This is a genomic window from Vibrio sp. 10N.261.51.C6, from assembly GCF_041471785.1.
Taxonomy (GTDB): Bacteria; Pseudomonadota; Gammaproteobacteria; order Enterobacterales; family Vibrionaceae; genus Vibrio; species Vibrio crassostreae_C.
In genome coordinates this window covers 1-21,063 of record NZ_JBFRPB010000089.1, presented here as the reverse complement: position 1 = coordinate 21,063, position 21,063 = coordinate 1, and the positions used below count along the sequence as shown (strand labels likewise).

Below are 21,063 nucleotides of genomic sequence, written 5' to 3'. Positions count from 1 at the left end.
CTGCTATAGATTGGTATCTTGTTCGTAAAACAGGGCTTCATATTCATAAATGGATCTCTACAAAATATGCCGCGTATCTGTCGGAGAAGGGAAACAAAAAATAGCCTTTCTTATTAAGTCATCGGTATAAAAAGTGTTATCTGCTATTCATTTTACACACATTGCAAAGATTGGAGGATTCATGAAAGGTAAAGGAAAGTGCCTATGTGGCTCGGTTGAGTTGGAAGTAGAGTACGCCAGTAATGAATTGGGGGCTTGTCATTGTAGTATGTGTAGAAATTGGTCTGGCGGTCCGATGTTAGTCATTGATTGCTCTGATTCCGTCAAAATATCAGGTGAATCAAATGTAGTGAGATATAAGTCATCCGATTGGGCTGAGAGAGGGTTCTGCGGTAAATGTGGTACTCACTTGTTTTACTTTTTAGTGCCAAATAATCAGTATCACCTTCCTGTCGGTTTATTGATGTCTGGGGATGACTACAAGTTAACTCATCAGATATTCATCGATGAAAAGCCCGAATACTACGAATTTAAAAATGAAACACATAATATGACTGGTGCAGAGGTATTTGCCCACTTTGAAAGTGGAGAGTAAATATGAAGACAGATTTTTCTAAATTAGCGACAACTGAGTACGGAAATATACTAAGTAACGATCACTTTATTGACTTTAGTATTGGTCCTCTTTGGCAGGGAATGCCGCGAATTTGTGGAGAAGCGTTTACTGTCCAGTTAACGTCTGGTGATAATTTAATGCTTCATTCAGCCATATACGAAGCACCAGAAGGTTCGATCATTGTAGTAGATGGCGTTGATAGCGAATATGCTGTAGCCGGCGGTAATGTATGCGCAGTCGCGAAGAGTCGAGGTATCAAAGGCTTTATTATTGATGGTGTCATTCGAGATTTGACTGAAATTTCAGATATGAAGTTTCCAGTTTTTGCGAAAGGTGTTCATCCAGTTCCGGGAAAGAAAGAGGTCTATTCTGAATTGGGCGCTCCAATCACTTGCGGCGGAGCAAAGGTCTCTACGGGAGATATCATTGTTGCCGATGTAGAGGGTATTGTCGTTATTCCTAAATCAAGAAAAGATGAAGTGTTTCTAATGGCTTCAAAGAAAGCAAGTGACGAAGCTTCATTAACACTCGCTGAGTGGGAAACGAGTCATAGGGCTAAAATAGCCCAAGCAATAACGTCTGCGAAACAAAAAACTTAATTGGTGCAGCAAGTTGATTTGTAATGCGTGGCATTTGTCATCAATTAACAGGCGTTAGGCGACAACGAATAAATTCATCCATGGAGAAGAGAGTGATCGTACGGACTGCGACGAAAGAAGACTCAAGTGTCTTGTTAGAGTTTATTGAACAAAAAGCTGACTTTGACCGGAGTATGAAAGGGTTTAGTGGTGAAATCTCGACAACTATAGAGAAAATCGAACGCACATTATTTGGTGATTACGCATTTGCCCATGCATTAATATTAGAACGGAATTGTGAGCCTTTTGGCTTCGCACTGTATCACTATCGATATTCATCCTTCAGTGGAGAGCCATCAATCTGGCTTGACGACCTATTGGTTACAGGAAATCAAAGATCACAAGGGTATGGCCGTGAACTTATGTTGGCTTTAAAGTCACAAGCGGAGTCATCATATGCCTCTCACATCTCATGGACGGCAAGTCCACATAATAAGAAAGCGCATGATTTCTACAAAAGGTTGGGTGCAGAGGTTGAGCGAATGGATGGTCAAAGACCTTATTTCCGTTGGGCAATGTGCGATTCGTAAATGAATCAAAAGGGAACTATGAAAATAACGACGCTGGTTGATAACTCTCGACTGGATAACAGGAAAGATTTAGCCGTTGAGCGCGGACTATCACTGCATATTGAAACTGAATCGCTAAAGATCTTGTTCGATATGGGAAGTGGCGATACGTTTTGTCAAAACGCACCATTACTGGGTATTGATATTAAAGATGTAGACCTCGCTGTCATATCACACAGGCATCATGATCATTGTAATGGCACCGCTGATTTTGTTGCTCATAACTCTAAAGCCAAAGTGTTTCTGAAAAATTGCGAACAGAAAAGCTATCATTTCCGGGCTTTCGGTTTCAAAAGTGATGTCGGGATCAATCCGGACTTACTAGAAAACAGCAACGAGCGGTTAGTCTTCGTTAATCGTACTACTGAGATCGCCCCAAATGTCTTTGCTATCACAGATATTAGCGTGAAACACGAACAACCTAAGGGTAATAAATACCTTTATACACAGTCGGAAAATCGACGGGAGCGCGACTCATTTGATCATGAATTACTGTTAGTGATTAAAGAGCCAGATGGTTTAGTTATATTCACGGGATGTGCGCATAGTGGCGTTCTTAATATGGTTGATACAGCGGTTACTCTGTTCCCAGGAGAGAGAATAAAAGCGGTTGTCGGGGGCTTCCATCTAGTGGGCTTACCATTGTTCAATAGTATTGGTGGCACAAAGCAAGACATTAGAGATCTTGGATTGACGTTGTCTCAATACCCCATTGATAAACTGTATACAGGGCACTGCACAGGCAAGAAAGCTTATGAGTTGTTGAAAGAAGTATTAGGCAAGCGTCTGGAAGCAATGCCGACAGGTCGGCGTATTCATGTGTAGCGTTGGTCAAACCTTAGATGGATGTTAGTTAGGTCACGATGAATAAACAAAAACTAAAGAACCTCATTCAACAAGTTCCTGAGCTAATCGATACAGCCAAAGTATGTCGTGAGGTGGGCTTGCCAAACTTCTATATTGCAGGCGGCGCTATCACTCAAATCATCTGGAATGATATCGAAAACAAACCGCTTCTAGACCAAGTCAAAGACTTCGATGTTGTCTATTTCAATAGTACCTCAGCTATCACCGAAGATGAGTTCAAAAACCGCATTCGTTCGCGGTTAAGTCATTGTGTCGACGTGGACGTAAAGAACCAAGCGACCATTCATGAGCATTACGCTAAGAAGTTCGGTTGCTTCATTCAACCATACGATCGTGTTGAACAAGGTATCGAGTCTTGGCTCTCTGCATTTGCTATCGGGTTTACTTTGAATGATTCAGGCGGCATCAAGTTGTTTTCACCATACGGTGTAGAGGATGCGTTTGATATGCTGATTAAACCGAATAAGCGAGCAATGACAGAAGAAAATTACAACAAAATGACCACTGGCTATAAGGCTCGATGGCAGCAAGTAAAAGTGCTTCCTTGGAATTGATCTATAAAGCTTTGTGGGATCGCTCTTAACATTGGGTATTTAATTCAGTTTGGCGTCAGTGGTAAATTTGAATCTAGTCTCAGCATTGTTAGTGACTTAGTTGTACGTTATGTGATTTGGAAACAACGAGGTCTGGTTTATGAAATACGCTCCAATTAAAGATGAAATTACGTTTGATGATTTCGCGAAAATCGACATTCGTGTGGGTTTAATCACCGAGGTTTCTGAAGTCGCAAAATCAGATAAGCTGATGAAACTCACCGTCGACTTTGGCGATCATCAGCGCTCAATCTTGGCTGGCATCAAACAAGAGCGTGAAAACCCCAAAGAAATCGAAGGTAAGCAAGCCTTGTTTGTCGTGAATCTACCTGAAAGAAAGATGGCGGGTGAAATGTCTCAGGGTATGTTGTTTGATATTGGTTATGAAGACAAATTAAATCCGTGTTTAGCTTGTCCTGAAACCGAAATGCCTAATGGTGCTCGAGCTGGGTAACGTACACACTTGGATGTTGGAGTTGTTTTGGTCTTTGTTCGAAGTTCCAGATCCCAATGAAAATGTGGTTTGGGTTCAGCAAGCGCTCTCATTGCAGAGCAAACTGGCTTTATAGCGATTGGAACATCGAGTGTGGCAATTGCACGCAGTCACGGAGTGGATGACGGTACATAAGTGAATAACTGAAACAAAAAAGGATAAATAAATGCAGTTTGCGAAGGCATTTGAATACAAAAAGTGGGCAAATAGTCAGTTACTTGATTTTGGAGCGAGACAATTCTCAAAATTGCCGGAAAACGATGGCACATTTTTCGTTAGAATTTTAAACCATACGACCGTAGTGGATAGTCTATTCATAAGTCGAATTCTCGGTGAACCAGAAAAATATACTGCTGATAATACCGTTGAAACCCCTTCGTTTTCAGAGCTGCGTGAGAGAATGGCTCACAATGACAAATGGTTAGTGCAGTATGCGCTGTCGGCCTCAAAAGAAGAATTAGACAAGGTTATTCAGTTTAACTTCGTAGATGGTGATATAGGAACAATGTCTGTTGAAGAGATTCTTATCCACTTACTCACACACGGTAATAACCACAGAGGTATGGCGTCTAGGGTGTTGGCTGAAAACGATTTAGAACGCCCAAAGGACACATTTACCCGCTATCTGCACTTTGCTGAGCCATCACGTAGAGGTAGCGACGTGTTGAAAGAAAAGTAAAAGGTTATGTACTTAAGAACAGCACATACGCATGAGTTGGATGATATTTCTCTCATGGGTTTTGATGTATGGGGAAGCCAGTTGTCGGTCGATGAGTATCTAGCTTCTTGTTACAACAGTGGTAAGTATCAGAAAGGAACTTGGTATGTGCTAATAGAACAGGAACAAATTGTGTCTTCTTTGATTGTTTATCAGAGAGAGTTTGGCCTTTTGGAAGGAAGCCGTGGGTTGGGTTCCATTGCAACGCCACCAGAATTAAGGGGCAAAGGCTATGCTTCAAAATTAATTAACTTGGTAAAAGATGAGCTATTCCAAAATCAAAATAGTAAGGCGTTGTTTCTGCATAGTGATATTGACAAAGAGTTTTATAGGCGACTAAGATTTACCGCAATTGAAGGGTCTGACTGTATGTACAGTACGAGTGATAACGCGGAATTCAAAGGCGCGATACCTGCGTATTTTTAATCGCTAACATTATATTTGTTTTTATGAAGAATAAATGGTCAACGGTTGAAGCTTGGTGTTTAATTTAGGGAATGAATGAGAGTTTTAATAGCAGGTGCCAATGGTTATATTGGTCGTCACATTACGAAGGCATTCGTAAACAGTGGTTTTGATGTTTTTGGATACAGGAGGGACAAAGGCATTGTCCCTTGTTCGGATTACATCAAAGATCTATCCACAGATTATGAAGATTACTTCGATGTGGTTATCAATTGCGCACGCCCTCACTGGTCAGAATTTTCGCCAGTTGAAATCGTAGACATTGAACATGGTTTGCTCACACAGCTTGATAGGTTTGCGTCTGAAGATGCGATAAAGATCCACACATCGGGAGTTTGGCTGTTTGGTCATGCATCTCAACAAGACCTTAAAGAGTTTAGGCTTAAACCTTTAAAGGCCGTTGAGTTAGACGTAAAAACAATTCATTCCGTGATTGGTACTAACTGGCATATCGTTTACTGCCCGAGCTTGGTATATGGCGGTGACAATTGCCAATTAAAGCGAATCATCGAATCGTATGCAAATCGAACCGTTAAGGTAGCTGTCCCATCCCAAGGGTATAATCAATACGTCCACGTCTATGACATCGCCAAATTCTATTTGTTGTTAGCGCAAAAGCAAACCTCAGAAAAGCAGCATTTTATTGCAGAAACTAAGGGTTACAGCCCAGCTCATTTTGCTCAACTTTTATTAGAATCAAACGTGATTCGAAAAGTAGATGAATGTTCTTGGGTTGAATTCGAGGCTTTAAATGGCTGTGAGGTTGTAGATATTGAACAACTGAACCTCACACTTCCAATTAGCCCTTTTTTCAAAGCCAATGAACTTATCAGCGACTACATAAAAAGTTGGATGTAATGAAATCAATAACAAAACAATCAATTTAGCTTTCGTGTTACGGTGTAAAGTATCAGTGAGGATCTGAGATTGGCGAATGGTTATTGCTTATCGCAGCGTTCTCTATTTTTATCATAATCATTCAAGGAAGAAGCATTGTGAAATTAGCTCAGTTAAATATTGCTCTAGCGAAGTACGCTTTAGATGCACCAGAAATCAAAGACTTTATCGATAATTTGGATCTTGTTAATGGCATAGCCGAAAGCAGTGAGGGATTTGTCTGGCGTCTTAAAGACGAATCTGGTGATGCGACCAATATAAAAGCGTTCGATGATCCGAATATGATCGTCAATATGTCGGTGTGGGATTCAGTAGACTCGTTAAAGAACTTCATGTTTAGAACTCACCATCGCGACTTCATGCGAAGAAAAAACGAATGGTTTCATCGTTTAACTGAAGATACGTATGTTCTTTGGTGGGTTGATGATGAACATATTCCGAGCCTTGATGAAGCCATCGAGCGGTTAGAGCATCTAAGAGAAGTGGGTGATTCGCCTTATGCATTTACATTCAAAACCAATTTTACTGAGTCAGAAGCTCCTAGATGAAGCACTTGCAATGTCTACACCTCGGTAATACGTTATATAGCTAATGTATTTTCGCAAACAAATAAGGGGGACACTGTGAGCACTTTGCCAGATGAAAACCAGAAACGATTTATTGCTGTTTTAAGTAAGAAGATGGATTTGGGAAGAACGCTGAATGTACTAGGGCATTTAAGTGTTGGCTTGTCGAATCAATTGAACGAGGGTGAAACCTGTTACGTCGACTATCAAGATATGGATGACGGCACTCACCCTAATTTGTCTCACTATCCTTTCATTGTTTTGAAAGCCGACAATTCAAACAAGCTTCGAAAAGTACGTGAAGAGGCTATTAGCCGTGGTATCAAATTTACCGATTTCACGAGTACGATGATCGAAGGTGGCTCCATCGAGCAACAGCAAAGAACTAAGCAAACCAAAGAAGCAGACTTAGAGTATCTCGGAGTATGCTTATTTGGTGACACTGAAACCCTGCGTGAATTTACAAAGAAGTTTAGCTTGTATAAGTAACTCACTTTAGTGGTTTAGCTATCTGCTAGTAAGTGCATCGAACATGTTACATAAGCCGTTAATCTATAGATAGGAAGTCAATGGAATACCAATTAGATATTGAACCTTCCGATGACGACATTAATGAAGTCCGAGGCGGGTTAATCAAACACAACACACCGTTTCTGGAAGGGATCCCCAAGTCTCAAGTTGCGTACTACGCGATGGAAGAAGGTAACAAAGTCGGTGGCATTATCGCTGACCTTTGGGGAAGCTGGTTACTGATTAAGTTCCTCTGGGTTGACGATTCGATGAGAGGAAAGCAAGTCGGCAGTGAGCTGCTTGAGCGTATTGAAGAGTATGCGAAGTCTCAAGGTTGTACGTCGTCATTGGTCGATACATTAAGTTTCCAAGCTAAGCCTTTCTATGAGAAACGAGGGTATGAATGCCAGATGGTGTTAGAAAATTACCCTGTAGATTCCTCGCTATCGTTTCTCACCAAGTCGCTCGTCAAAAAGTAGCGTATTAAGCGCCCGTTTATACAAGGAGAGTAGATTGGTCAACATTCGGGAAATGGCAATTTCAGACTACGACTCAGTGATCGCGTTGTGGTGCCAGACAGAAGGCATGAGTATTCGCGATGCCGATTCGAAAGAAAGCATTGCGAGCTATTTAGATCGTAACCCCGGTCTAAGTTTTGTGGCTGAAAGCAACAACGAGATCATTGGCGCTGTGTTGGTCGGTACGGATGGACGTCGTGGGTATTTACAACATTTAGCTGTCTCGGCCAACTTCAGAGGGCAAAAGTTAGGTTGTAAGCTTGTCGCAGAGGCGGTCAACGCCCTTGCAGGGTTAGGTATCCCGAAGACCCACTTGTTTGTCTATAACGACAACATCAATGCTCAACAGTTTTACGAAAAATTGGGCTGGTTTCCTCGAGATGAAGTTCGAATGTACTCGTTTAATAGCTCGGATAATAGTAACGTTTAGCCTTAAAGGTTCGCGCTGGCTGAGCTTGAATTTGTAACAGATTCGCGTGCATCTTCCCAATATCAAAACAATCCTTGGAGTATTTAGAAATGTTGTTTTCTAGTCTGTCTAAACCATTGGTTCATGGCTCCGAGTTATGTTCTGAACTGGTCAATTTCTTAACCGAGCATAAGAGTGATTTCGAAGAAAAGTTAATCCCTGATCTGTCATACATCGATGATATGGCACATGTGGTGAACGGCATTAAAATCAAAGACGTTCTACACATCAATGCGAATCAATATCGAGTTCAATATTCGTTTGATTGGGAGTTGTTTCTAGGTTGTTCAGATAGGAACGAAACCGGTGTAGAGAATGGAAGTGTTCTATTCACGCTTGAGGACGATAACGTTCTTAATATCAACTTCCCAAACTACGGTTCTCGAGACACTAGCGATGAGCTCTAGTCGGTTCAGACTAACTTGTTTTATCCTGAATAATCGGTAACAACGAAGAAGAGGTAAATTTGAGTCCAATCGCTATCCTTGTCCATGTCCCAAATATTGAAGAAGGGCTGAACTGGTACCAGAAAGCATTTCCACATGCCGTTGCCATTTATCATCCAGATTCTGATTTTACAGTTTTGGATCTTAACGGGTTCTCTATTGAAGTTGTGCAAGTCGACAGTAAAGTTAATGCAGGTAAAAAAGGAACAGTACTGTATTGGTCAGTCGACAGCGTTGAAGAATCTCTTGTTTATTTTCAGTCAATTGGAGCAACGTTATATCGTGGTCCAATGGCCATAGAAGGTGGGCTAATCATGTGCCAAGTAGAGGACCCATTTGGTAACCTAATTGGCTTACGAGGTTAGAACTTCTCCCGCCTCTCAATAAGGGACTATGTGGTTTGTATAAAAAGGAACAACAATGATAACTATCGAAAGGCTTGAAGAATCACATGTGGCGTTAGTTCAGGCCATCCAACTAGCCGATGAACAGGTCAAGTTCGCTGGCACAGCTGCAGAGTTTTTATTAGACGGCAGTGAAACCACGCACTTGCACGTGATTAAGTCTAATAACGAAGTTGTTGGTTTCTTTAAGCTGGATATCGCTTACGCAGAGCACTACGAATTCTGCCCTGAAGGAAGCATTGGCTTGAGAGCTTTTGTGCTTGATAAAAACCAGCAAGGTAAAGGTTTAGGAACAGGCACGGTGAAGGCTTTGTTTCCGTATTTAAAAGCGAATTACTCAGCGTATGAGTCGATTTACTTAACTGTGAATTGCAAAAATCCGGCAGCATTCAACTGTTATAAGAAAGGCGGCTTCGAAGATATCAATCAACAGTATTTAGGTGGCGCAGCAGGCCCGCAATTTATCATGCGCGGTCGAATTGCTTAGTAATAAATTATTGATGAGAAACACCTGCACAGCTGTATGCAGGTTGAGAGTCTTAAAGAACACGAGAAGGAAATTTGATGAAGGTTCAATATCTTGAAGTGGTTACCCCAGAGGTCGATGTCGTTTGTGCAACATACGCTCAGCTCTACAACGTGAAATTCAGTGGTGCAGATGTGAACCTTGGTGGGGCGCGCACTGCAAAGCTATCTAATGGCGGGGTAATTGGCATTCGAGCACCGCTTCGTGAAACTGAAGAACCAACTGTTCGTCATTACACGTTGGTTGAGGATATTCAGTCTGCAGTAACTGCAGCCGAGAAACTAGGCGCCGAAGTTGCGGTGCCGCCAATGGAGTTACCACGTCACGGGATGTGTGCCATTGTCATTCAAGGTGGCGTCGAGCTCGGATTCTGGCAGTTATAAATGATGTATACCTTTTAGATTGTGACGGACGAGATACTACGATTTATGATGCGACACCTAGTGTCTTTACCTGCTTCATGGCATCATTCCACGCAGCTAAAACCCCAACAAGGTATGTTATGAAACAGAATATTGTCCACATTGCACTCGTGGTAAAAGACTACGATGAAGCGCTTGATTTCTATGTAAACAAGCTTAAGTTTGATCTCATCGAAGACACGTATCTGCCAGAAGAAGATAAGCGTTGGGTTGTTGTTGCTCCACCAAATTCAACCGGTGTGAGCCTGTTACTTGCTAGAGCTTCCAAGCCAGAGCAACTCGATTTCATCGGCAACCAAGCTGGTGGACGCGTATTCCTATTCTTAAACACCGATGACTTCTGGCGTGATTACGAACGTATGACGTCTTTGGGCATTAACTTTGTCCGAGAGCCTAAAGAGCAAGGCTACGGCACCGTTGCTGTGTTTGAAGATCTTTACGGTAACTTGTGGGATCTGCTTCAGTTAAATCCTGAACACCCTATGGCTAACAGGTAGATAAGCTTAGCCCACAACCATCGGGTGTTGCGTATTACAAAATGTCGGTTCATTGGGAGTAACGCTTCTCTTTCGTTAGGTTAACCCTCCGCACCGCTAAATCATCAACTTAAGTTAAGGAAGCTCATCGTGGAAGAAATCAAAGGCATTCTGCAATTCATGGTCGAGATTGAACAATTAAAGGATGTTCATCGACAGACAAAACCGGTTGGATTGGATCGATATGAAAACTCCGCTGAGCACAGTTGGCACGTCTGTTTGAGCGCACTCATGTTGAAAGACTATGCCAATGAAGAAATCGATATTACGCGAGTAATGAAGATGCTGCTGATTCATGATCTTGGGGAAATCGATGCCGGAGACACCATCATTTATGCCAGTGAAACCGAAGAAAACAAGCTCAAAGAGAGAAACTGCGTCGAGCGGTTGCTGAAATCATTGCCGAGCCATTCAACAAGCGAGTATTTGGATTTATGGCTTGAGTTCGAAGCCGGTGAGTCACCAGAAGCTAGATTTTGTAAGGCGATCGATAGAGTGCCGCCTTTGCTTCATAACATCCATGGTGGTGGTCACAGCTGGAAGAAGCACAACATATCCAAAGACAAAGTACTGACCTTCAATGGCGAGCGTATTTCTAAAGGCAGTCGTGCCTTATGGAAAGAGCTAGAAGTGCAACTTGAAGGTGCTGCGGAAAAAGGGCTATTAAAGTAAAAGTTAATTTCATACCTTAGCGTAAGAATAGCTTTAGCTTTTCAATGAGGGAGATCTCGATGGTAACTGATTCAAGATGCATGGCACTTACCTTGTGTCTCATTTCTTTCAAATAAAGATCTAGTGGACAACAATAAGTTCGAGAACCGAGTGATAAGTTGTTAGTATGTATCAAATTTATAAATATCAGTTGGCTTATATAAATGCTTGATAATAAGTATATTAAACACCCTTATCACTGTGAGCAGTGCGACGCACTTACCCCGCACCTTGCTGTTAGCGCTTCCGATGCTGAATCTAAAGCGGACGCTGAATTTGAAAAGAAACAATGGAAGTTAGGCGTGTTGATGGAGTACCTGATGACGTTATTGTTTAAAGGTGACCATAATGTTCCCGGCTTTTACGTCGACAGTGATTACGAATACCAGTGTGAGAAATGTGGGACTAAGTCGTGGCACTGATCGTGTGTTTAACTTTTGAAAAAATCCCCACCTAAACTGATGATAATAAGACGCATTAGAAAAGTGATCCTCTCTGCAAACTGAGAATGGAATCGCGTCTATACTGACATGGGTTACGTCGCTGAATTTGGAAGTGGCGCTATGAATGTAAGTTTGATTAGGTTAAATCTCAGAGGTGACGATGCAAAAATTACTACCACTATGCGCCATTTTACTCTCGGCATCATTTTCAGCTGCGGCTTCTGATGGTTTGATTAAATACCAAAGTAATTATTCAGTGAAAGAGACCGCTGACCGCTTTGAAGAAATTGCCAAGAGCAAAGGTTTGACCTTGTTTGCGAGAATCGACCATCAGAAAAACGCGAGTAAGGTCGATCTTGAATTGAGACCAACGGAAGTCATCATCTTTGGTAACCCGAAAGTAGGGACACCATTAATGCAATGTGCTCAAGAAGTCGCGATAGATTTACCGCAGAAGGTGTTAGTCACTGAGGATTCTAATAAGAAAGTATGGTTGTCTTACAACGATCCTAATTACTTGGTAGAGCGTCACGCGATCAATGGCTGTGACGAGGTCGTTAAGAAAGTATCGGGTGTACTAAGCAAGCTATCAGAAGCGACAGTGGCGAAAAAGAAAGCAAAATAACCAAGATCAATAAGCACTCATTAAGACTATTAATGTGTGCGATATGACGATGATATCGCCCATTAGTTATTGTGTTGACAACTAAGCAACAGTATATAAAAGTAGTTTTATGAAACTGAATTTAGCGCAATCTAACCAACGAATTATCATCATTCCATAGGAATGGTGGGATTGTTGATGCGCTTTGTTTATCGAACCCACCCGTAAGGTGGGTTTTTTGTCGCTGTCTTATGGGTTTTATCTGAATAGAGGAAGTCATATGAAAAAGATCGCGGTTTTTGGCAAGCCTGGGAGTGGAAAATCCACAGTCAGCAAGGCGTTAGCACTAGCTACAGGGATAGAGCTTCACCAGTTGGACTCTATTGTTTACAAGGCCAACGGAGAGTTTGTTGAACGTGAAGTATTTGAGGAGGCTCATGAGAGCATACTTAAGTCAGAAAGCTGGATCATCGATGGTTTTGGCCCTCTAGGCTCGTTCAACACACGTTTAGATGCAGCTGATACCTTGGTTTATATCGACCTTCCTTATTCAATTAGCTACTGGTTTGTAACCAAGAGAATGCTCAAAGGTCTATTCGTTAAACCTGAAGGCTGGCCTGATGGAAGTTCAGTTATAAAAGGCACGATACAAAGTTATAAGACACTAAAACTGTGTCCTAAATTTTGGAATGACGACTTTAAAGCGCAGTTAGAATTGCGCGCTAAAGAGAAAGAGGTTTACATCATCAGAAGTGTGACTGAATTGAATAACTTTGTTCATCAACACGTCACTTAACAGTCGAGAGCTTACCTTTCTTTGAAACGCTTTAATTTGCTCATAACTTCATGAAAATATATAGATTTAACTCTACGTGTGGCATATTTGCCATATGTTTAGTTTGTGCTTTGAGTTAAGGCGATAGATATTATGTATGGAAGTGAGAAGACGAGAGCGTTCTGCTGTAACTGTAAGGAACTTACACTGCATAGGTACACGATGTTCAGTAGCCAAGTGCAAAAGGCACCACAAGCTGAAGATAAAGAACCGAGCTTACTCCAACGAATTTTATCGGAGTTTCTATCTTTTGGTGTTACAGGTTCGGGCGCGACAGGTGATTACAAATGTACCCAATGTGGAACATATCTGAATACACCAGACAACCTCGACTGAGTTTGTGAGTTTGGCTTAGGCAAATAAAAACGGGAAGACCTCAATGATCTTCCCGTTAGATATTACTTAACTCATCGTGCTATTGGCAGTTTGAGTGAGAAGCCTTATGCACAACACTTCTTGTATTTTTTACCGCTGCCGCAAGAACACGGATCGTTACGGTTAGGGGTCTTTTCAAACGTCATCGTTTTTGGCTTGTTCAGTAGAGTATCAAGCTCGATGGTGTTCTCTTCTTTGTCTGCGTCGACTGTAACAGTAACGAAGATAGTATTTTCAGCGGCTAGTGCTTCAACTTCTGCTTTGCGCGCTTCAGTTTGAACCATTACTGCGATTGGAGATTCTTCAGTACCCGCTTTCACATCGCGGTTTACGTTGTAGCCAGCAAGAACGTGGTTCTGTCTTGTTTCGATACGGCCTTTGAAAAATAGTTTCGACATTGGGTACTCATTAAAAATGTTGAATGGCGCTATTTTTAACGGCGATAGCGCAATGGAGCAGGGATTATACGCATATATTGCAATTGATAAAGCAGTGATGTGAGCAAACACTGTTTGGTTTTTGTTTGCTAGTAACGGTTTGTTCTCTAGCTTTGCTTCTATTCGACAAATTTCGAAATTCAAGACAATAAAATTGCCCTAAATAGGCTTATGAATGATAAATTCAAATTACTAATCGAAACAAAGAGATAGTGTATGAAGTTAGATGCCATCCTGTGGGATTACGATGGAACCATAGTCAATTCCGTTCCAAAGAATATCGCAATCACAAAAGACATTATCTCTTTAGTCGCGCCACACTTGTCAGGCGACAACTTACCTAAATATTTGCTTAGCGAAGCGCTTTATCATGAAGCCAACCACGGGGCTAAAAACTGGCAAGCCTTATATGTCGATTATTACGGCTTATCCCATGACGAAATGTTGATCGCTGGTGGAATGTGGGCAGAGCATCAAGAGAAAAACCAAACAGCCGTTGCCTTGTTTGAAGGAATGGAAACCGTGGTTAATCAGTTTGCTCATCTTCCTCATGGGATCTGCTCTCAAAACTCTCAATTGAATATTCGTGGTGTGCTCGACAGTTATGGCATCGGCGATTTGTTTAAATCGGTCGTGGGCTATGACGATGTCTCGAACGGTAACCAAAAACCCCATCCATTTGGTGGGGTGAAATGTGTCGAGAACATATTTGGCGCCGATCCGACTAACGAGCTTTGTTTGATGTACATCGGTGACCATGAAGCGGACACACAGTTTGCTCGCAATATTGAAGCCGCGCTGGGTAAAAACGCAAAAGTGATTGCCGTTGCAGCAGGTTATAGCCGATCGAAACCTGAAAATTGGCAAACCAAGCCCGATTACATTGCTAACAGTGTCGATGATCTTTTAACGATCATTAGCAAGTACGCATAACGAAGCAGACATTTAAAAATCACCACACGTAAATAACTTTAAGGAAGAATAATGACACCAAAACAAGTGGTATTGGGATTTTGGGATGCAATGCGCAGTAATGATTTTGCAAAGGCAGGTGAATGGCTAACCGCAGATTTTGAAGGCTATTGGCCGCAGTCGTCTGAATTGACGTTAGGGCGCGACAACTTCACTGCAATCAATACTGAATACCCAGCCAATGGTGTTTGGGAATTCACGCTCAATTCGATTGTCTGTGAAGGTGATACGGTAGTCACGGACATTTCGGTCACTGACAGTGTGTTGAAAGGCCGAGTGATCACCTTTCACACGGTGGTTGACGGTTTAATTCAAAAGCAAACTGAGTTTTGGCCAGACCCATTCGAAGCGCCGGCGTGGCGATCGCAGTGGGTTCAGATCGTATCGAAAAATTAGTTTGTATCGATACGATCAGTTTGTCACGAACAACTAGGTCGTATCGAATAATCAGGTTGCACAGAATAAGTAAACATTAGGAGGTTTCATTGAGCAAGGTAGTGGTTGTAACCGGCGGAAGCCGAGGCATTGGCGCAGCGACGTCTAAATTGTTGGCCAGTCAAGGCTATGCTGTATGCGTTAACTTCATACACAATGAGTCGCGAGCTGAAGATCTAGTGAATGAGATTCGCGAACAAGGCGGAACCGCGATTAGTGTGCGTGCGGATGTGTCTGTTGAATCGGACGTGAAATCCTTATTCGAGATTGCTCGTAACAAGCTAGGTCCAGTGACTCACTTGGTTAATAATGCCGGGATCTTGTTTACCCAGTCACCATTGGTTGATATTGAATTGGATCGCTTTGAAAAGGTGATGAAGTCCAACGTATCAAGCTGCTTTCTGTGCAGTAAAGCCTTTATCAAACAAGCCGATGGCGCGGGTTCGATTGTGAATGTATCGTCTGCCGCTTCTCGTACTGGCGCACCGTTTGAGTATGTGGATTACGCTGCATCGAAAGGTGCGATGGATTCACTCACCAAGGGCTTATCGCTTGAATTGGCTTCACGTAACATCCGAGTGAATGGCGTAAGGCCAGGTTGTATTTATACTGAGATGCACGCAGACGGCGGAGAGCCAGATCGCGTAGACAGACTAGCTTCACAGTTACCGTTACAACGAGGTGGCACACCAGAAGAAGTCGCGAACTCTATCGCATGGTTATTATCGGATGAAGCTTCGTATGTCACCGGCTCATTTATTGATATTGCAGGCGGTCGATAGGGCACGTTTGCCTTTACACTAAGATAAACAAGTTAAAACCATAGACACGCAACAAAAGTACCTAACTAAAAGAACGAAACTAAGAGTACAAAAATGAAAAACTATTTTGAGAGCCCGTTTGTTGGAAAGTCACTCAAAGAATAAGTGACCAACCCAAACATCATCGTGGGCGAGCACAGCTATTACCGGATAGAACCGACATCGATAAGCTGATCATCGGCAGCTATTGTTCGATTGGTTCTGGCGCTGTGTTTATGATGGCGGGCAACCAAGGCCACCAAAATCAGTGGGTGAGTACCTTCCCGTTTTTCTATCAAGACGATGAGAAGTTTGAAGGTGCGATAGACGGCTTTGAACGCTTTGGTGATACCGTGATTGGTAACGATGTGTGGATTGGTACAGAAGCCATGATCATGAGTGGTGTTAAGGTTGGTGACGGAGCCATCATCGCAAGTCGAGCGGTTGTGACTAAAGATGTCGCGCCATACTCGATTGTCGGTTCAAACCCAGCACGCCATATCCGTTATCGTTTCAATGAGACTGAAATCGCTCAGTTGCTAGAAATGAAATGGTGGGAATGGAGCGAAGAACAAATCAAAGGCGCAATGTCGCTAATGTGTTCTTCAGACATTGGTGGTTTGTACCATTATTGGAAAGGATTCTTGAAGCCTTAAATTGTCGTTCACAGATGAAATGTGAATGGTGAGAACGAGATTAAATTTAACAAATTACTCAATAATCTGATTATGGCAATGCGATTGTGATACGAGTAACTTATTGATTATATGCATATTGCATAGTATGGCGTGTCGCATTAGCGTGGTGGATGAATTGGAGGGGTATTATGATTAGTTGCAACGATTACGATTATATTGAAATTGTGTGTATGCACCGATACCCAATCAAGTTAACGCTGAAGTCTGGCGAGCAGATTGAATGTGTCGGGTTAGATACCCAGCGCAATGACAGCCGTGAAGAGTGCATTAAAGTCAGTACTCAAGGCGAGCAACAACTTGTCGTATTAACTCAAATAGCGACATTGGATGTCTGTGTCGACAACCCTCACTTTCAGCATGTTTCATTCAAAACGTCATAGGCTTTCAAATGAATAGAACCATAGAACAATGCTATTGCACCGCGTGCAGAGAAGAGACACAACATGTTGTTGTGTTGGTCAGAAAGACGAGTGCGTTTGCAGACAAACCTAACCAAAAGCGAAGTGAGTTTTGGGCAGGCATGATAAAAGGTTGGTTCCTTGGCCCGTTTGTCGCGTCAATGGATGAGTTTTCTCGTCACCTTGTCTGTGAAAAATGTGGACACAAAGAGATTCAAGATTAGAATTCGATTCAACGCGTACTGAACCTTCTGGTTTAAGAAAATGGCTTAGGAAATAGAAGAGTGAAAGAACAAATATTAGAAGCGGTAAAAGCATATGGTTTCTCGGTAAGAACCAACAATACCGATGAGGTTGATCCGGCTAAGGCGCAAATTGGGCAATTGTGGCAAGGCTTTTTCGAACAAGCTTTTCCTAAGCTGACCCCAGACTCAAAGGTATACGGCGTTTACACCAACTACGAGTCAGATTTTACGGGCGAGTTTGATGTTATCGCGTGTACCAATGCGCTTACCGATAATAGTTTAGATAATCTAGTTGAAACCAATATCGAAGCAGGCAAGTACTTAACGTTTTCTGCTGAGGGTGAATTACCGCAAGCTGTGATCGACCTATGGGGTGAAGTGTGGGCGTATTTCAACGCAGCAGACTGCCCACATGTTCGAGCTTACACAACAGATTTCGAATTCTACAAAGGTGAAACTGAAGTCGAGATTTCGATTGCGATTAAGTGATTGGTTTAAAATGAACAAAAGGCTTAGCTTAGACTGTGGTCGCTAGTTAAGAGACAGTAGTTACCGGTAAAGAGACAACGGAAACCCAGTTAAGCCTTTGAATATCTGCTCATTACAAAGAAGATACAGTGTCACGTACTTACCTTGATTACTACGCTTTCTCTATCTTTGAATTACCATTATCCACCAAAAAGACAATCTTGCTTGGTTTCATTCCACAAAGGGTATTGCTTCATGACTTGGGTGTAGAGCTTACTTTCAAGGTGCGCTCTTAACCAACGTCCTACGTTTTGATATTCCGATTTCACAAACCACTTCTTTTCGACTCGCACAAACTGACTGACGAAAGGCATCACCGCAAAATCGGCCAAGCTTGGGCTTTCTCCAAAAAAGTAGGGCTGATCGGTAAGTCGCACTTCTAACTGCTTAATGAAGGTTTCGCAGGCTTGTCGGCGTTGTTCAACATCGATGTTTCGGTAACGAACCGATGCACGATACCTTTCTAAGTGACCAATAAATTCTTCATCGTTGGTTTTAATGAGCTGCTGAACTTGTTCGCTAAGCGTTGGATTGCTTGAACGCAGAAGATCTTGAGGATCGTTTTGTTGAAGTGACCAGTTCATCACATCCAAGCTCTGTTCAATGACTTGTCCATTGGGTAACACCAATACAGGCACTGTTCCTTTTGGCGAACTGGCCAATAGTTCGCTAGGCTTGTCTTTGGTAACGATTTCTCGAAGTAACACTTTTTGCTGTGATAGTGCGATGCCCATTCGTCCGCGCATTGCATAAGGGCAACGGCGTAAAGAATAAAGGATAGGTAGATCGGATTCGTTCGGCATTATTGAGGTCATTTAGTTTGAAAAGTGTTGTACGGTGGTAAAGAGATCGTGATGTGGGTAGAATACGCGGCTTAAAAATTATAAGTAAGTGAGCGACTTCAAAAATGAGCAGAAAAATTGAGTTATTAGCCCCAGGTGGCGATGTAGAAGCGATAAAAGCCGCCATCGTAGCGGGTGCTAATGCAGTTTATTGTGGTTTAGACACATTCAACGCTCGTAACAGAGCCTCTAACCTGTCGTTAGACGAATTGAATGGTGTGATTCGCCTTGCTCATGAATACGGCTGTGAAGTGTTCCTGACTCTTAACGTTGTGCTACTGGAGCACGAGACTAAGAGCATCACCAAACTGCTGAACCAGCTTGTGAACACCAAAGTGGACGGCATCATTGTTCAAGACTTGGGTTTATTCAACCTGGTTAAGAAGCATTTCCCATCGTTAGACGTTCACGCGTCGACTCAGTTAACTACGCACAACGAAGGTCAGATTAAGTTCTTGTCTAAGATTGGCGCGACGCGCGTTAACTTGTCTCGTGAGTTGAACCTGCCTGAAATCAAGATGCTGACGGAAGTGGCACACGATCACGACGTATTAACCGAAGTGTTCGTACACGGCGCTCTGTGTATCGCATTCTCTGGTCAATGTTACTCAAGCTCAGTAAGTGTGGGTAACTCAGGTAACCGTGGTCGTTGTAGCCAAGCGTGTCGTGATGAGTACGAAATCACCAACGCGGGCAACAAGTTCCCACTTAACCTGAAAGATAACTCAGCTTACTACGACCTACCTGAATTGGTTGATGCGAAAGTCGACTCATTGAAAGTAGAAGGCCGTATTAAAGGCGCACACTACGTTTACACTGTGGTAGACACATGGCGTAAACAGATTGATAGCTTTGTAGAAAGTGGTTTGTTGATCGAAGACGATTCGAACCTACACAAAGTATTCAACCGTGATTTCACCAACTCTTTCCTAAAGGGCAACCTAACGAAAGACATGTTTATCGATAACCCGCGCGACAACAGCATGAACTACGCTGTTGAAAAAGCGACGGAGCAGAACAACGAAATCTCAGTTGTACAGATTCAAGAAGTGACCAACGAACTTCACCAAGCGAAAGACGTTCTTGGTAACGAAATGCGTGACAAGATCGAGTTCCTTGATATTCGCAAGACACCAGTAGCACTGTCGTTCAGCGCAAAAGTGGGTCAACCATTTACGGTGACTGTGAACACGCCAAAAGAGAACTTTACTCTTCAATCTAAATCGCTATTGAAAGCGGTTGAAGAGAAGGCGATTACTCAAGAGCTACTTGAGAAGCGCTTCAAAAACGTGAAGAGTGCAGTTCACACGCTAGAAAGCCACGACTTCAGTGAAGTGGATGCAGGCTTGTTGATTCCTCTAAAAGAAGTTTCAGACCTAAAAGACGAGATCGACTTCATTCTGAACGGCTCTGTGGAAGTGATTAAGCACGTTGAAGTGCCAGCACTGCCTCAGCACCCTAAAGTGAACGAGAAGCCGACTATGTCGATGCTTATCGCCGATGTAGAAGACTTACACCTGTGTGACGTGACTGACGCGGATGTTTACTTCAAACTTCCAGAAAGCTTCAAGAAGCGTTGTAACAAGTACATCGACATCTTGGCAGCAAACCCACGTTTGATTCCTTGGTTCCCAGCGGTATTGATCGGTAAAGATTACGACGAAGCGGTTCGTATTCTTGAAGAGATCAAGCCAGCTCGCATCGTAACCAACAACACGGGTATTGCTTACAAAGCTTACGAGATGGGTATTGAGTGGGTTGCAGGCCCGTTCATGAACACAACCAACTCTCACGCACTGGTTACTTTGAAAGAAGAGCTTAACTGTGCTGGCGCATTCATTTCGAACGAGATCAACAAAGGTCAGATTCGTCATATTCGTCGCCCAGAGAACTTCAAACTGTTCTACAGCATTTACCACCCAATCTTGATGATGACCAGCCGTCAGTGTTTCTTCCAAAGAACGGTAGGTTGTAACAAGCCAAGCATCGAAGCAGGTTGTATGTTGAAGTGTGAGAAAGCGACCACGATTACCAACGTGAAAGGCATCTCTTTTGCGGTTGATAAACAGAAGGGTGGCTACCCAAGCATTTACAACCACGAGCAGTTCTTGAACCACGACGCAGTAACTGACTTCTCTGGTCTGTTCGACGAGTTCTTCATTGACCTAACCAACATCGGTGCAGGTTCTAAAGAAGTGAAAGACAAAGTTGAGCTTATCAAGCATTTCGAAGCGCTACTGAACGGCGTTGAAGGTTCACAACAGAACCTAGAGCAGATGGTTGAAGTTCGAACTAATGCTCAGTACGTGCAAGGTCTATAGCGTACAAGGTTTATAGGGTTCAATGTCTATGGGCTGTAAGGCTTATAGCTTCTAACGCAAAGGGCGTTCAAGGCTTATAACGCTCAACCGCTTATAAGCACTCTGAACCAATAAACAAAAGGCCACTCAATCGAGTGGCCTTTTTAATGGTGCGCCGAGCATGGCG

At 42.7% G+C, this 21,063-nt stretch carries 32 protein-coding genes and 1 pseudogene; 31 read left to right on the top strand and 2 right to left on the bottom strand.

Translation table 11 applies throughout. The features are described 5' to 3' along the window. Positions 1-181: 181 nt before the first annotated feature. From AB4375_RS20270 to AB4375_RS20160, 23 genes are all read left to right on the top strand, one after another. A complete protein-coding gene (locus AB4375_RS20270; RefSeq protein WP_017068325.1) occupies positions 182-595 on the top strand; it encodes a GFA family protein in 414 nt (137 codons plus the stop codon). A gap of 2 nt (positions 596-597) precedes the next feature. Then, entirely contained in the window at positions 598-1,215 is a 618-nt protein-coding gene (locus AB4375_RS20265) for an RraA family protein (RefSeq protein ID WP_372052413.1), read from the top strand. An 80-nt stretch (positions 1,216-1,295) separates the two neighbouring features. After that, positions 1,296-1,784: a GNAT family N-acetyltransferase gene (locus AB4375_RS20260; RefSeq protein ID WP_029406105.1), complete on the top strand. Its 489-nt coding sequence runs from the start codon at positions 1,296-1,298 to the stop codon at positions 1,782-1,784. Between the two features lie 18 nt (positions 1,785-1,802). Beyond that, on the top strand, positions 1,803-2,648 hold the full coding sequence (locus tag AB4375_RS20255) for an MBL fold metallo-hydrolase (protein ID WP_029235170.1): 846 nt from the start codon (positions 1,803-1,805) through the stop codon (positions 2,646-2,648). 38 nt (positions 2,649-2,686) lie between these two features. Then, positions 2,687-3,244 (top strand): nucleotidyltransferase family protein, encoded by a 558-nt coding sequence (locus AB4375_RS20250; RefSeq protein ID WP_017068328.1) that lies wholly within the window; start codon positions 2,687-2,689, stop codon positions 3,242-3,244. Positions 3,245-3,383: 139 nt separating this feature from the next. After that, positions 3,384-3,737: a tRNA-binding protein gene (locus AB4375_RS20245; protein ID WP_017068329.1), complete on the top strand. Its 354-nt coding sequence runs from the start codon at positions 3,384-3,386 to the stop codon at positions 3,735-3,737. Between the two features lie 205 nt (positions 3,738-3,942). Further along, complete coding sequence (locus tag AB4375_RS20240; protein WP_017063942.1) at positions 3,943-4,455, top strand: DinB family protein; 513 nt, start codon at positions 3,943-3,945, stop codon at positions 4,453-4,455. 6 nt (positions 4,456-4,461) lie between these two features. Beyond that, positions 4,462-4,920 carry a GNAT family N-acetyltransferase gene (locus AB4375_RS20235; protein ID WP_372052412.1) on the top strand — a complete coding sequence of 153 codons (459 nt, stop codon included), beginning with the start codon at positions 4,462-4,464 and terminating at the stop codon, positions 4,918-4,920. 75 nt (positions 4,921-4,995) lie between these two features. After that, positions 4,996-5,817 (top strand): NAD(P)-dependent oxidoreductase, encoded by an 822-nt coding sequence (locus AB4375_RS20230; RefSeq protein WP_017063940.1) that lies wholly within the window; start codon positions 4,996-4,998, stop codon positions 5,815-5,817. 137 nt (positions 5,818-5,954) lie between these two features. Beyond that, positions 5,955-6,404: a DUF3291 domain-containing protein gene (locus AB4375_RS20225; protein WP_017068332.1), complete on the top strand. Its 450-nt coding sequence runs from the start codon at positions 5,955-5,957 to the stop codon at positions 6,402-6,404. Positions 6,405-6,479: 75 nt separating this feature from the next. After that, positions 6,480-6,911, top strand: coding sequence for a DUF2000 domain-containing protein (locus AB4375_RS20220; RefSeq protein ID WP_017068333.1), 432 nt, complete (start codon positions 6,480-6,482; stop codon positions 6,909-6,911). Between the two features lie 80 nt (positions 6,912-6,991). After that, a complete protein-coding gene (locus tag AB4375_RS20215) occupies positions 6,992-7,411 on the top strand; it encodes a GNAT family N-acetyltransferase (protein WP_017063937.1) in 420 nt (139 codons plus the stop codon). Between the two features lie 34 nt (positions 7,412-7,445). Continuing rightward, a complete protein-coding gene (locus AB4375_RS20210) occupies positions 7,446-7,880 on the top strand; it encodes a GNAT family N-acetyltransferase (RefSeq protein WP_017078753.1) in 435 nt (144 codons plus the stop codon). A gap of 89 nt (positions 7,881-7,969) precedes the next feature. Further along, the gene (locus AB4375_RS20205; protein WP_017063935.1) at positions 7,970-8,326 is read left to right on the top strand and encodes a hypothetical protein; all 357 of its coding nucleotides are present in this window, start codon (positions 7,970-7,972) and stop codon (positions 8,324-8,326) included. A 59-nt stretch (positions 8,327-8,385) separates the two neighbouring features. Beyond that, on the top strand, positions 8,386-8,730 hold the full coding sequence (locus AB4375_RS20200; RefSeq protein WP_372052409.1) for a glyoxalase/bleomycin resistance/dioxygenase family protein: 345 nt from the start codon (positions 8,386-8,388) through the stop codon (positions 8,728-8,730). A 55-nt stretch (positions 8,731-8,785) separates the two neighbouring features. Further along, positions 8,786-9,256, top strand: coding sequence for a GNAT family N-acetyltransferase (locus tag AB4375_RS20195; RefSeq protein WP_372052407.1), 471 nt, complete (start codon positions 8,786-8,788; stop codon positions 9,254-9,256). A 77-nt stretch (positions 9,257-9,333) separates the two neighbouring features. Then, positions 9,334-9,678: a VOC family protein gene (locus AB4375_RS20190; RefSeq protein WP_017061800.1), complete on the top strand. Its 345-nt coding sequence runs from the start codon at positions 9,334-9,336 to the stop codon at positions 9,676-9,678. A 119-nt stretch (positions 9,679-9,797) separates the two neighbouring features. Beyond that, positions 9,798-10,214, top strand: a complete 417-nt coding sequence (locus tag AB4375_RS20185) for a VOC family protein (protein WP_017061801.1) — start codon at positions 9,798-9,800, stop codon at positions 10,212-10,214. A 129-nt stretch (positions 10,215-10,343) separates the two neighbouring features. Continuing rightward, positions 10,344-10,925, top strand: a complete 582-nt coding sequence (locus tag AB4375_RS20180) for an HD domain-containing protein (RefSeq protein WP_017063928.1) — start codon at positions 10,344-10,346, stop codon at positions 10,923-10,925. A gap of 203 nt (positions 10,926-11,128) precedes the next feature. Next, complete coding sequence (locus AB4375_RS20175; protein ID WP_017068334.1) at positions 11,129-11,386, top strand: hypothetical protein; 258 nt, start codon at positions 11,129-11,131, stop codon at positions 11,384-11,386. A gap of 181 nt (positions 11,387-11,567) precedes the next feature. After that, positions 11,568-12,032, top strand: a complete 465-nt coding sequence (locus tag AB4375_RS20170) for a DUF302 domain-containing protein (protein ID WP_017068335.1) — start codon at positions 11,568-11,570, stop codon at positions 12,030-12,032. 259 nt (positions 12,033-12,291) lie between these two features. Further along, positions 12,292-12,807 carry an adenylate kinase gene (locus AB4375_RS20165; RefSeq protein ID WP_017063925.1) on the top strand — a complete coding sequence of 172 codons (516 nt, stop codon included), beginning with the start codon at positions 12,292-12,294 and terminating at the stop codon, positions 12,805-12,807. A 132-nt stretch (positions 12,808-12,939) separates the two neighbouring features. Further along, complete coding sequence (locus AB4375_RS20160; RefSeq protein ID WP_029235167.1) at positions 12,940-13,182, top strand: hypothetical protein; 243 nt, start codon at positions 12,940-12,942, stop codon at positions 13,180-13,182. A gap of 104 nt (positions 13,183-13,286) precedes the next feature. Here AB4375_RS20160 and AB4375_RS20155 read toward each other — a convergent pair whose 3' ends face one another. Continuing rightward, positions 13,287-13,619: a PBPRA1643 family SWIM/SEC-C metal-binding motif protein gene (locus AB4375_RS20155; protein ID WP_017068336.1), complete on the bottom strand. Its 333-nt coding sequence runs from the start codon at positions 13,617-13,619 to the stop codon at positions 13,287-13,289. 255 nt (positions 13,620-13,874) lie between these two features. Between AB4375_RS20155 and AB4375_RS20150 the strand changes: the two genes are divergently transcribed. The 7 genes and pseudogenes from AB4375_RS20150 to AB4375_RS20120 all read left to right on the top strand — a co-directional run bounded on the left by AB4375_RS20150 (position 13,875) and on the right by AB4375_RS20120 (position 17,695). Then, positions 13,875-14,591 carry an HAD family hydrolase gene (locus AB4375_RS20150; protein ID WP_017061811.1) on the top strand — a complete coding sequence of 239 codons (717 nt, stop codon included), beginning with the start codon at positions 13,875-13,877 and terminating at the stop codon, positions 14,589-14,591. Positions 14,592-14,642: 51 nt separating this feature from the next. Continuing rightward, positions 14,643-15,026, top strand: a complete 384-nt coding sequence (locus AB4375_RS20145; RefSeq protein ID WP_017068337.1) for a nuclear transport factor 2 family protein — start codon at positions 14,643-14,645, stop codon at positions 15,024-15,026. Positions 15,027-15,115: 89 nt separating this feature from the next. After that, on the top strand, positions 15,116-15,847 hold the full coding sequence (locus AB4375_RS20140; RefSeq protein ID WP_017066537.1) for a glucose 1-dehydrogenase: 732 nt from the start codon (positions 15,116-15,118) through the stop codon (positions 15,845-15,847). Between the two features lie 144 nt (positions 15,848-15,991). Further along, positions 15,992-16,521: pseudogene (locus AB4375_RS20135) on the top strand (CatB-related O-acetyltransferase). A gap of 170 nt (positions 16,522-16,691) precedes the next feature. After that, entirely contained in the window at positions 16,692-16,943 is a 252-nt protein-coding gene (locus AB4375_RS20130) for a Rho-binding antiterminator (protein ID WP_017068339.1), read from the top strand. A gap of 8 nt (positions 16,944-16,951) precedes the next feature. Continuing rightward, entirely contained in the window at positions 16,952-17,185 is a 234-nt protein-coding gene (locus tag AB4375_RS20125) for a hypothetical protein (RefSeq protein WP_017068340.1), read from the top strand. Positions 17,186-17,245: 60 nt separating this feature from the next. Next, positions 17,246-17,695 (top strand): GyrI-like domain-containing protein, encoded by a 450-nt coding sequence (locus tag AB4375_RS20120; protein ID WP_048664986.1) that lies wholly within the window; start codon positions 17,246-17,248, stop codon positions 17,693-17,695. A 179-nt stretch (positions 17,696-17,874) separates the two neighbouring features. Here the strand turns inward: AB4375_RS20120 and AB4375_RS20115 are convergent, their stop codons facing one another. Beyond that, the gene (locus AB4375_RS20115) at positions 17,875-18,468 is read right to left on the bottom strand and encodes a glutathione S-transferase (RefSeq protein WP_372052425.1); all 594 of its coding nucleotides are present in this window, start codon (positions 18,466-18,468) and stop codon (positions 17,875-17,877) included. A gap of 173 nt (positions 18,469-18,641) precedes the next feature. Between AB4375_RS20115 and AB4375_RS20110 the strand changes: the two genes are divergently transcribed. Next, positions 18,642-20,897 (top strand): peptidase U32 family protein, encoded by a 2,256-nt coding sequence (locus AB4375_RS20110; protein ID WP_017063916.1) that lies wholly within the window; start codon positions 18,642-18,644, stop codon positions 20,895-20,897. The last annotated feature ends 166 nt before the right edge of the window (positions 20,898-21,063 follow it).

Coding starts and splice junctions, on each gene's coding strand:
- AB4375_RS20270 (WP_017068325.1), top strand. CDS start 182: ATGAAAGGTAAAGGAAAGTGCCTATGTGGCTCGGTTGAGTTGGAAGTA.
- AB4375_RS20265 (WP_372052413.1), top strand. CDS start 598: ATGAAGACAGATTTTTCTAAATTAGCGACAACTGAGTACGGAAATATA.
- AB4375_RS20260 (WP_029406105.1), top strand. CDS start 1,296: ATGGAGAAGAGAGTGATCGTACGGACTGCGACGAAAGAAGACTCAAGT.
- AB4375_RS20255 (WP_029235170.1), top strand. CDS start 1,803: ATGAAAATAACGACGCTGGTTGATAACTCTCGACTGGATAACAGGAAA.
- AB4375_RS20250 (WP_017068328.1), top strand. CDS start 2,687: ATGAATAAACAAAAACTAAAGAACCTCATTCAACAAGTTCCTGAGCTA.
- AB4375_RS20245 (WP_017068329.1), top strand. CDS start 3,384: ATGAAATACGCTCCAATTAAAGATGAAATTACGTTTGATGATTTCGCG.
- AB4375_RS20240 (WP_017063942.1), top strand. CDS start 3,943: ATGCAGTTTGCGAAGGCATTTGAATACAAAAAGTGGGCAAATAGTCAG.
- AB4375_RS20235 (WP_372052412.1), top strand. CDS start 4,462: ATGTACTTAAGAACAGCACATACGCATGAGTTGGATGATATTTCTCTC.
- AB4375_RS20230 (WP_017063940.1), top strand. CDS start 4,996: ATGAGAGTTTTAATAGCAGGTGCCAATGGTTATATTGGTCGTCACATT.
- AB4375_RS20215 (WP_017063937.1), top strand. CDS start 6,992: ATGGAATACCAATTAGATATTGAACCTTCCGATGACGACATTAATGAA.
- AB4375_RS20205 (WP_017063935.1), top strand. CDS start 7,970: ATGTTGTTTTCTAGTCTGTCTAAACCATTGGTTCATGGCTCCGAGTTA.
- AB4375_RS20195 (WP_372052407.1), top strand. CDS start 8,786: ATGATAACTATCGAAAGGCTTGAAGAATCACATGTGGCGTTAGTTCAG.
- AB4375_RS20190 (WP_017061800.1), top strand. CDS start 9,334: ATGAAGGTTCAATATCTTGAAGTGGTTACCCCAGAGGTCGATGTCGTT.
- AB4375_RS20185 (WP_017061801.1), top strand. CDS start 9,798: ATGAAACAGAATATTGTCCACATTGCACTCGTGGTAAAAGACTACGAT.
- AB4375_RS20175 (WP_017068334.1), top strand. CDS start 11,129: ATGCTTGATAATAAGTATATTAAACACCCTTATCACTGTGAGCAGTGC.
- AB4375_RS20170 (WP_017068335.1), top strand. CDS start 11,568: ATGCAAAAATTACTACCACTATGCGCCATTTTACTCTCGGCATCATTT.
- AB4375_RS20165 (WP_017063925.1), top strand. CDS start 12,292: ATGAAAAAGATCGCGGTTTTTGGCAAGCCTGGGAGTGGAAAATCCACA.
- AB4375_RS20160 (WP_029235167.1), top strand. CDS start 12,940: ATGTATGGAAGTGAGAAGACGAGAGCGTTCTGCTGTAACTGTAAGGAA.
- AB4375_RS20155 (WP_017068336.1), bottom strand. CDS start 13,619: ATGTCGAAACTATTTTTCAAAGGCCGTATCGAAACAAGACAGAACCAC.
- AB4375_RS20150 (WP_017061811.1), top strand. CDS start 13,875: ATGAAGTTAGATGCCATCCTGTGGGATTACGATGGAACCATAGTCAAT.
- AB4375_RS20145 (WP_017068337.1), top strand. CDS start 14,643: ATGACACCAAAACAAGTGGTATTGGGATTTTGGGATGCAATGCGCAGT.
- AB4375_RS20130 (WP_017068339.1), top strand. CDS start 16,692: ATGATTAGTTGCAACGATTACGATTATATTGAAATTGTGTGTATGCAC.
- AB4375_RS20125 (WP_017068340.1), top strand. CDS start 16,952: ATGAATAGAACCATAGAACAATGCTATTGCACCGCGTGCAGAGAAGAG.
- AB4375_RS20115 (WP_372052425.1), bottom strand. CDS start 18,468: ATGGGCATCGCACTATCACAGCAAAAAGTGTTACTTCGAGAAATCGTT.
- AB4375_RS20110 (WP_017063916.1), top strand. CDS start 18,642: ATGAGCAGAAAAATTGAGTTATTAGCCCCAGGTGGCGATGTAGAAGCG.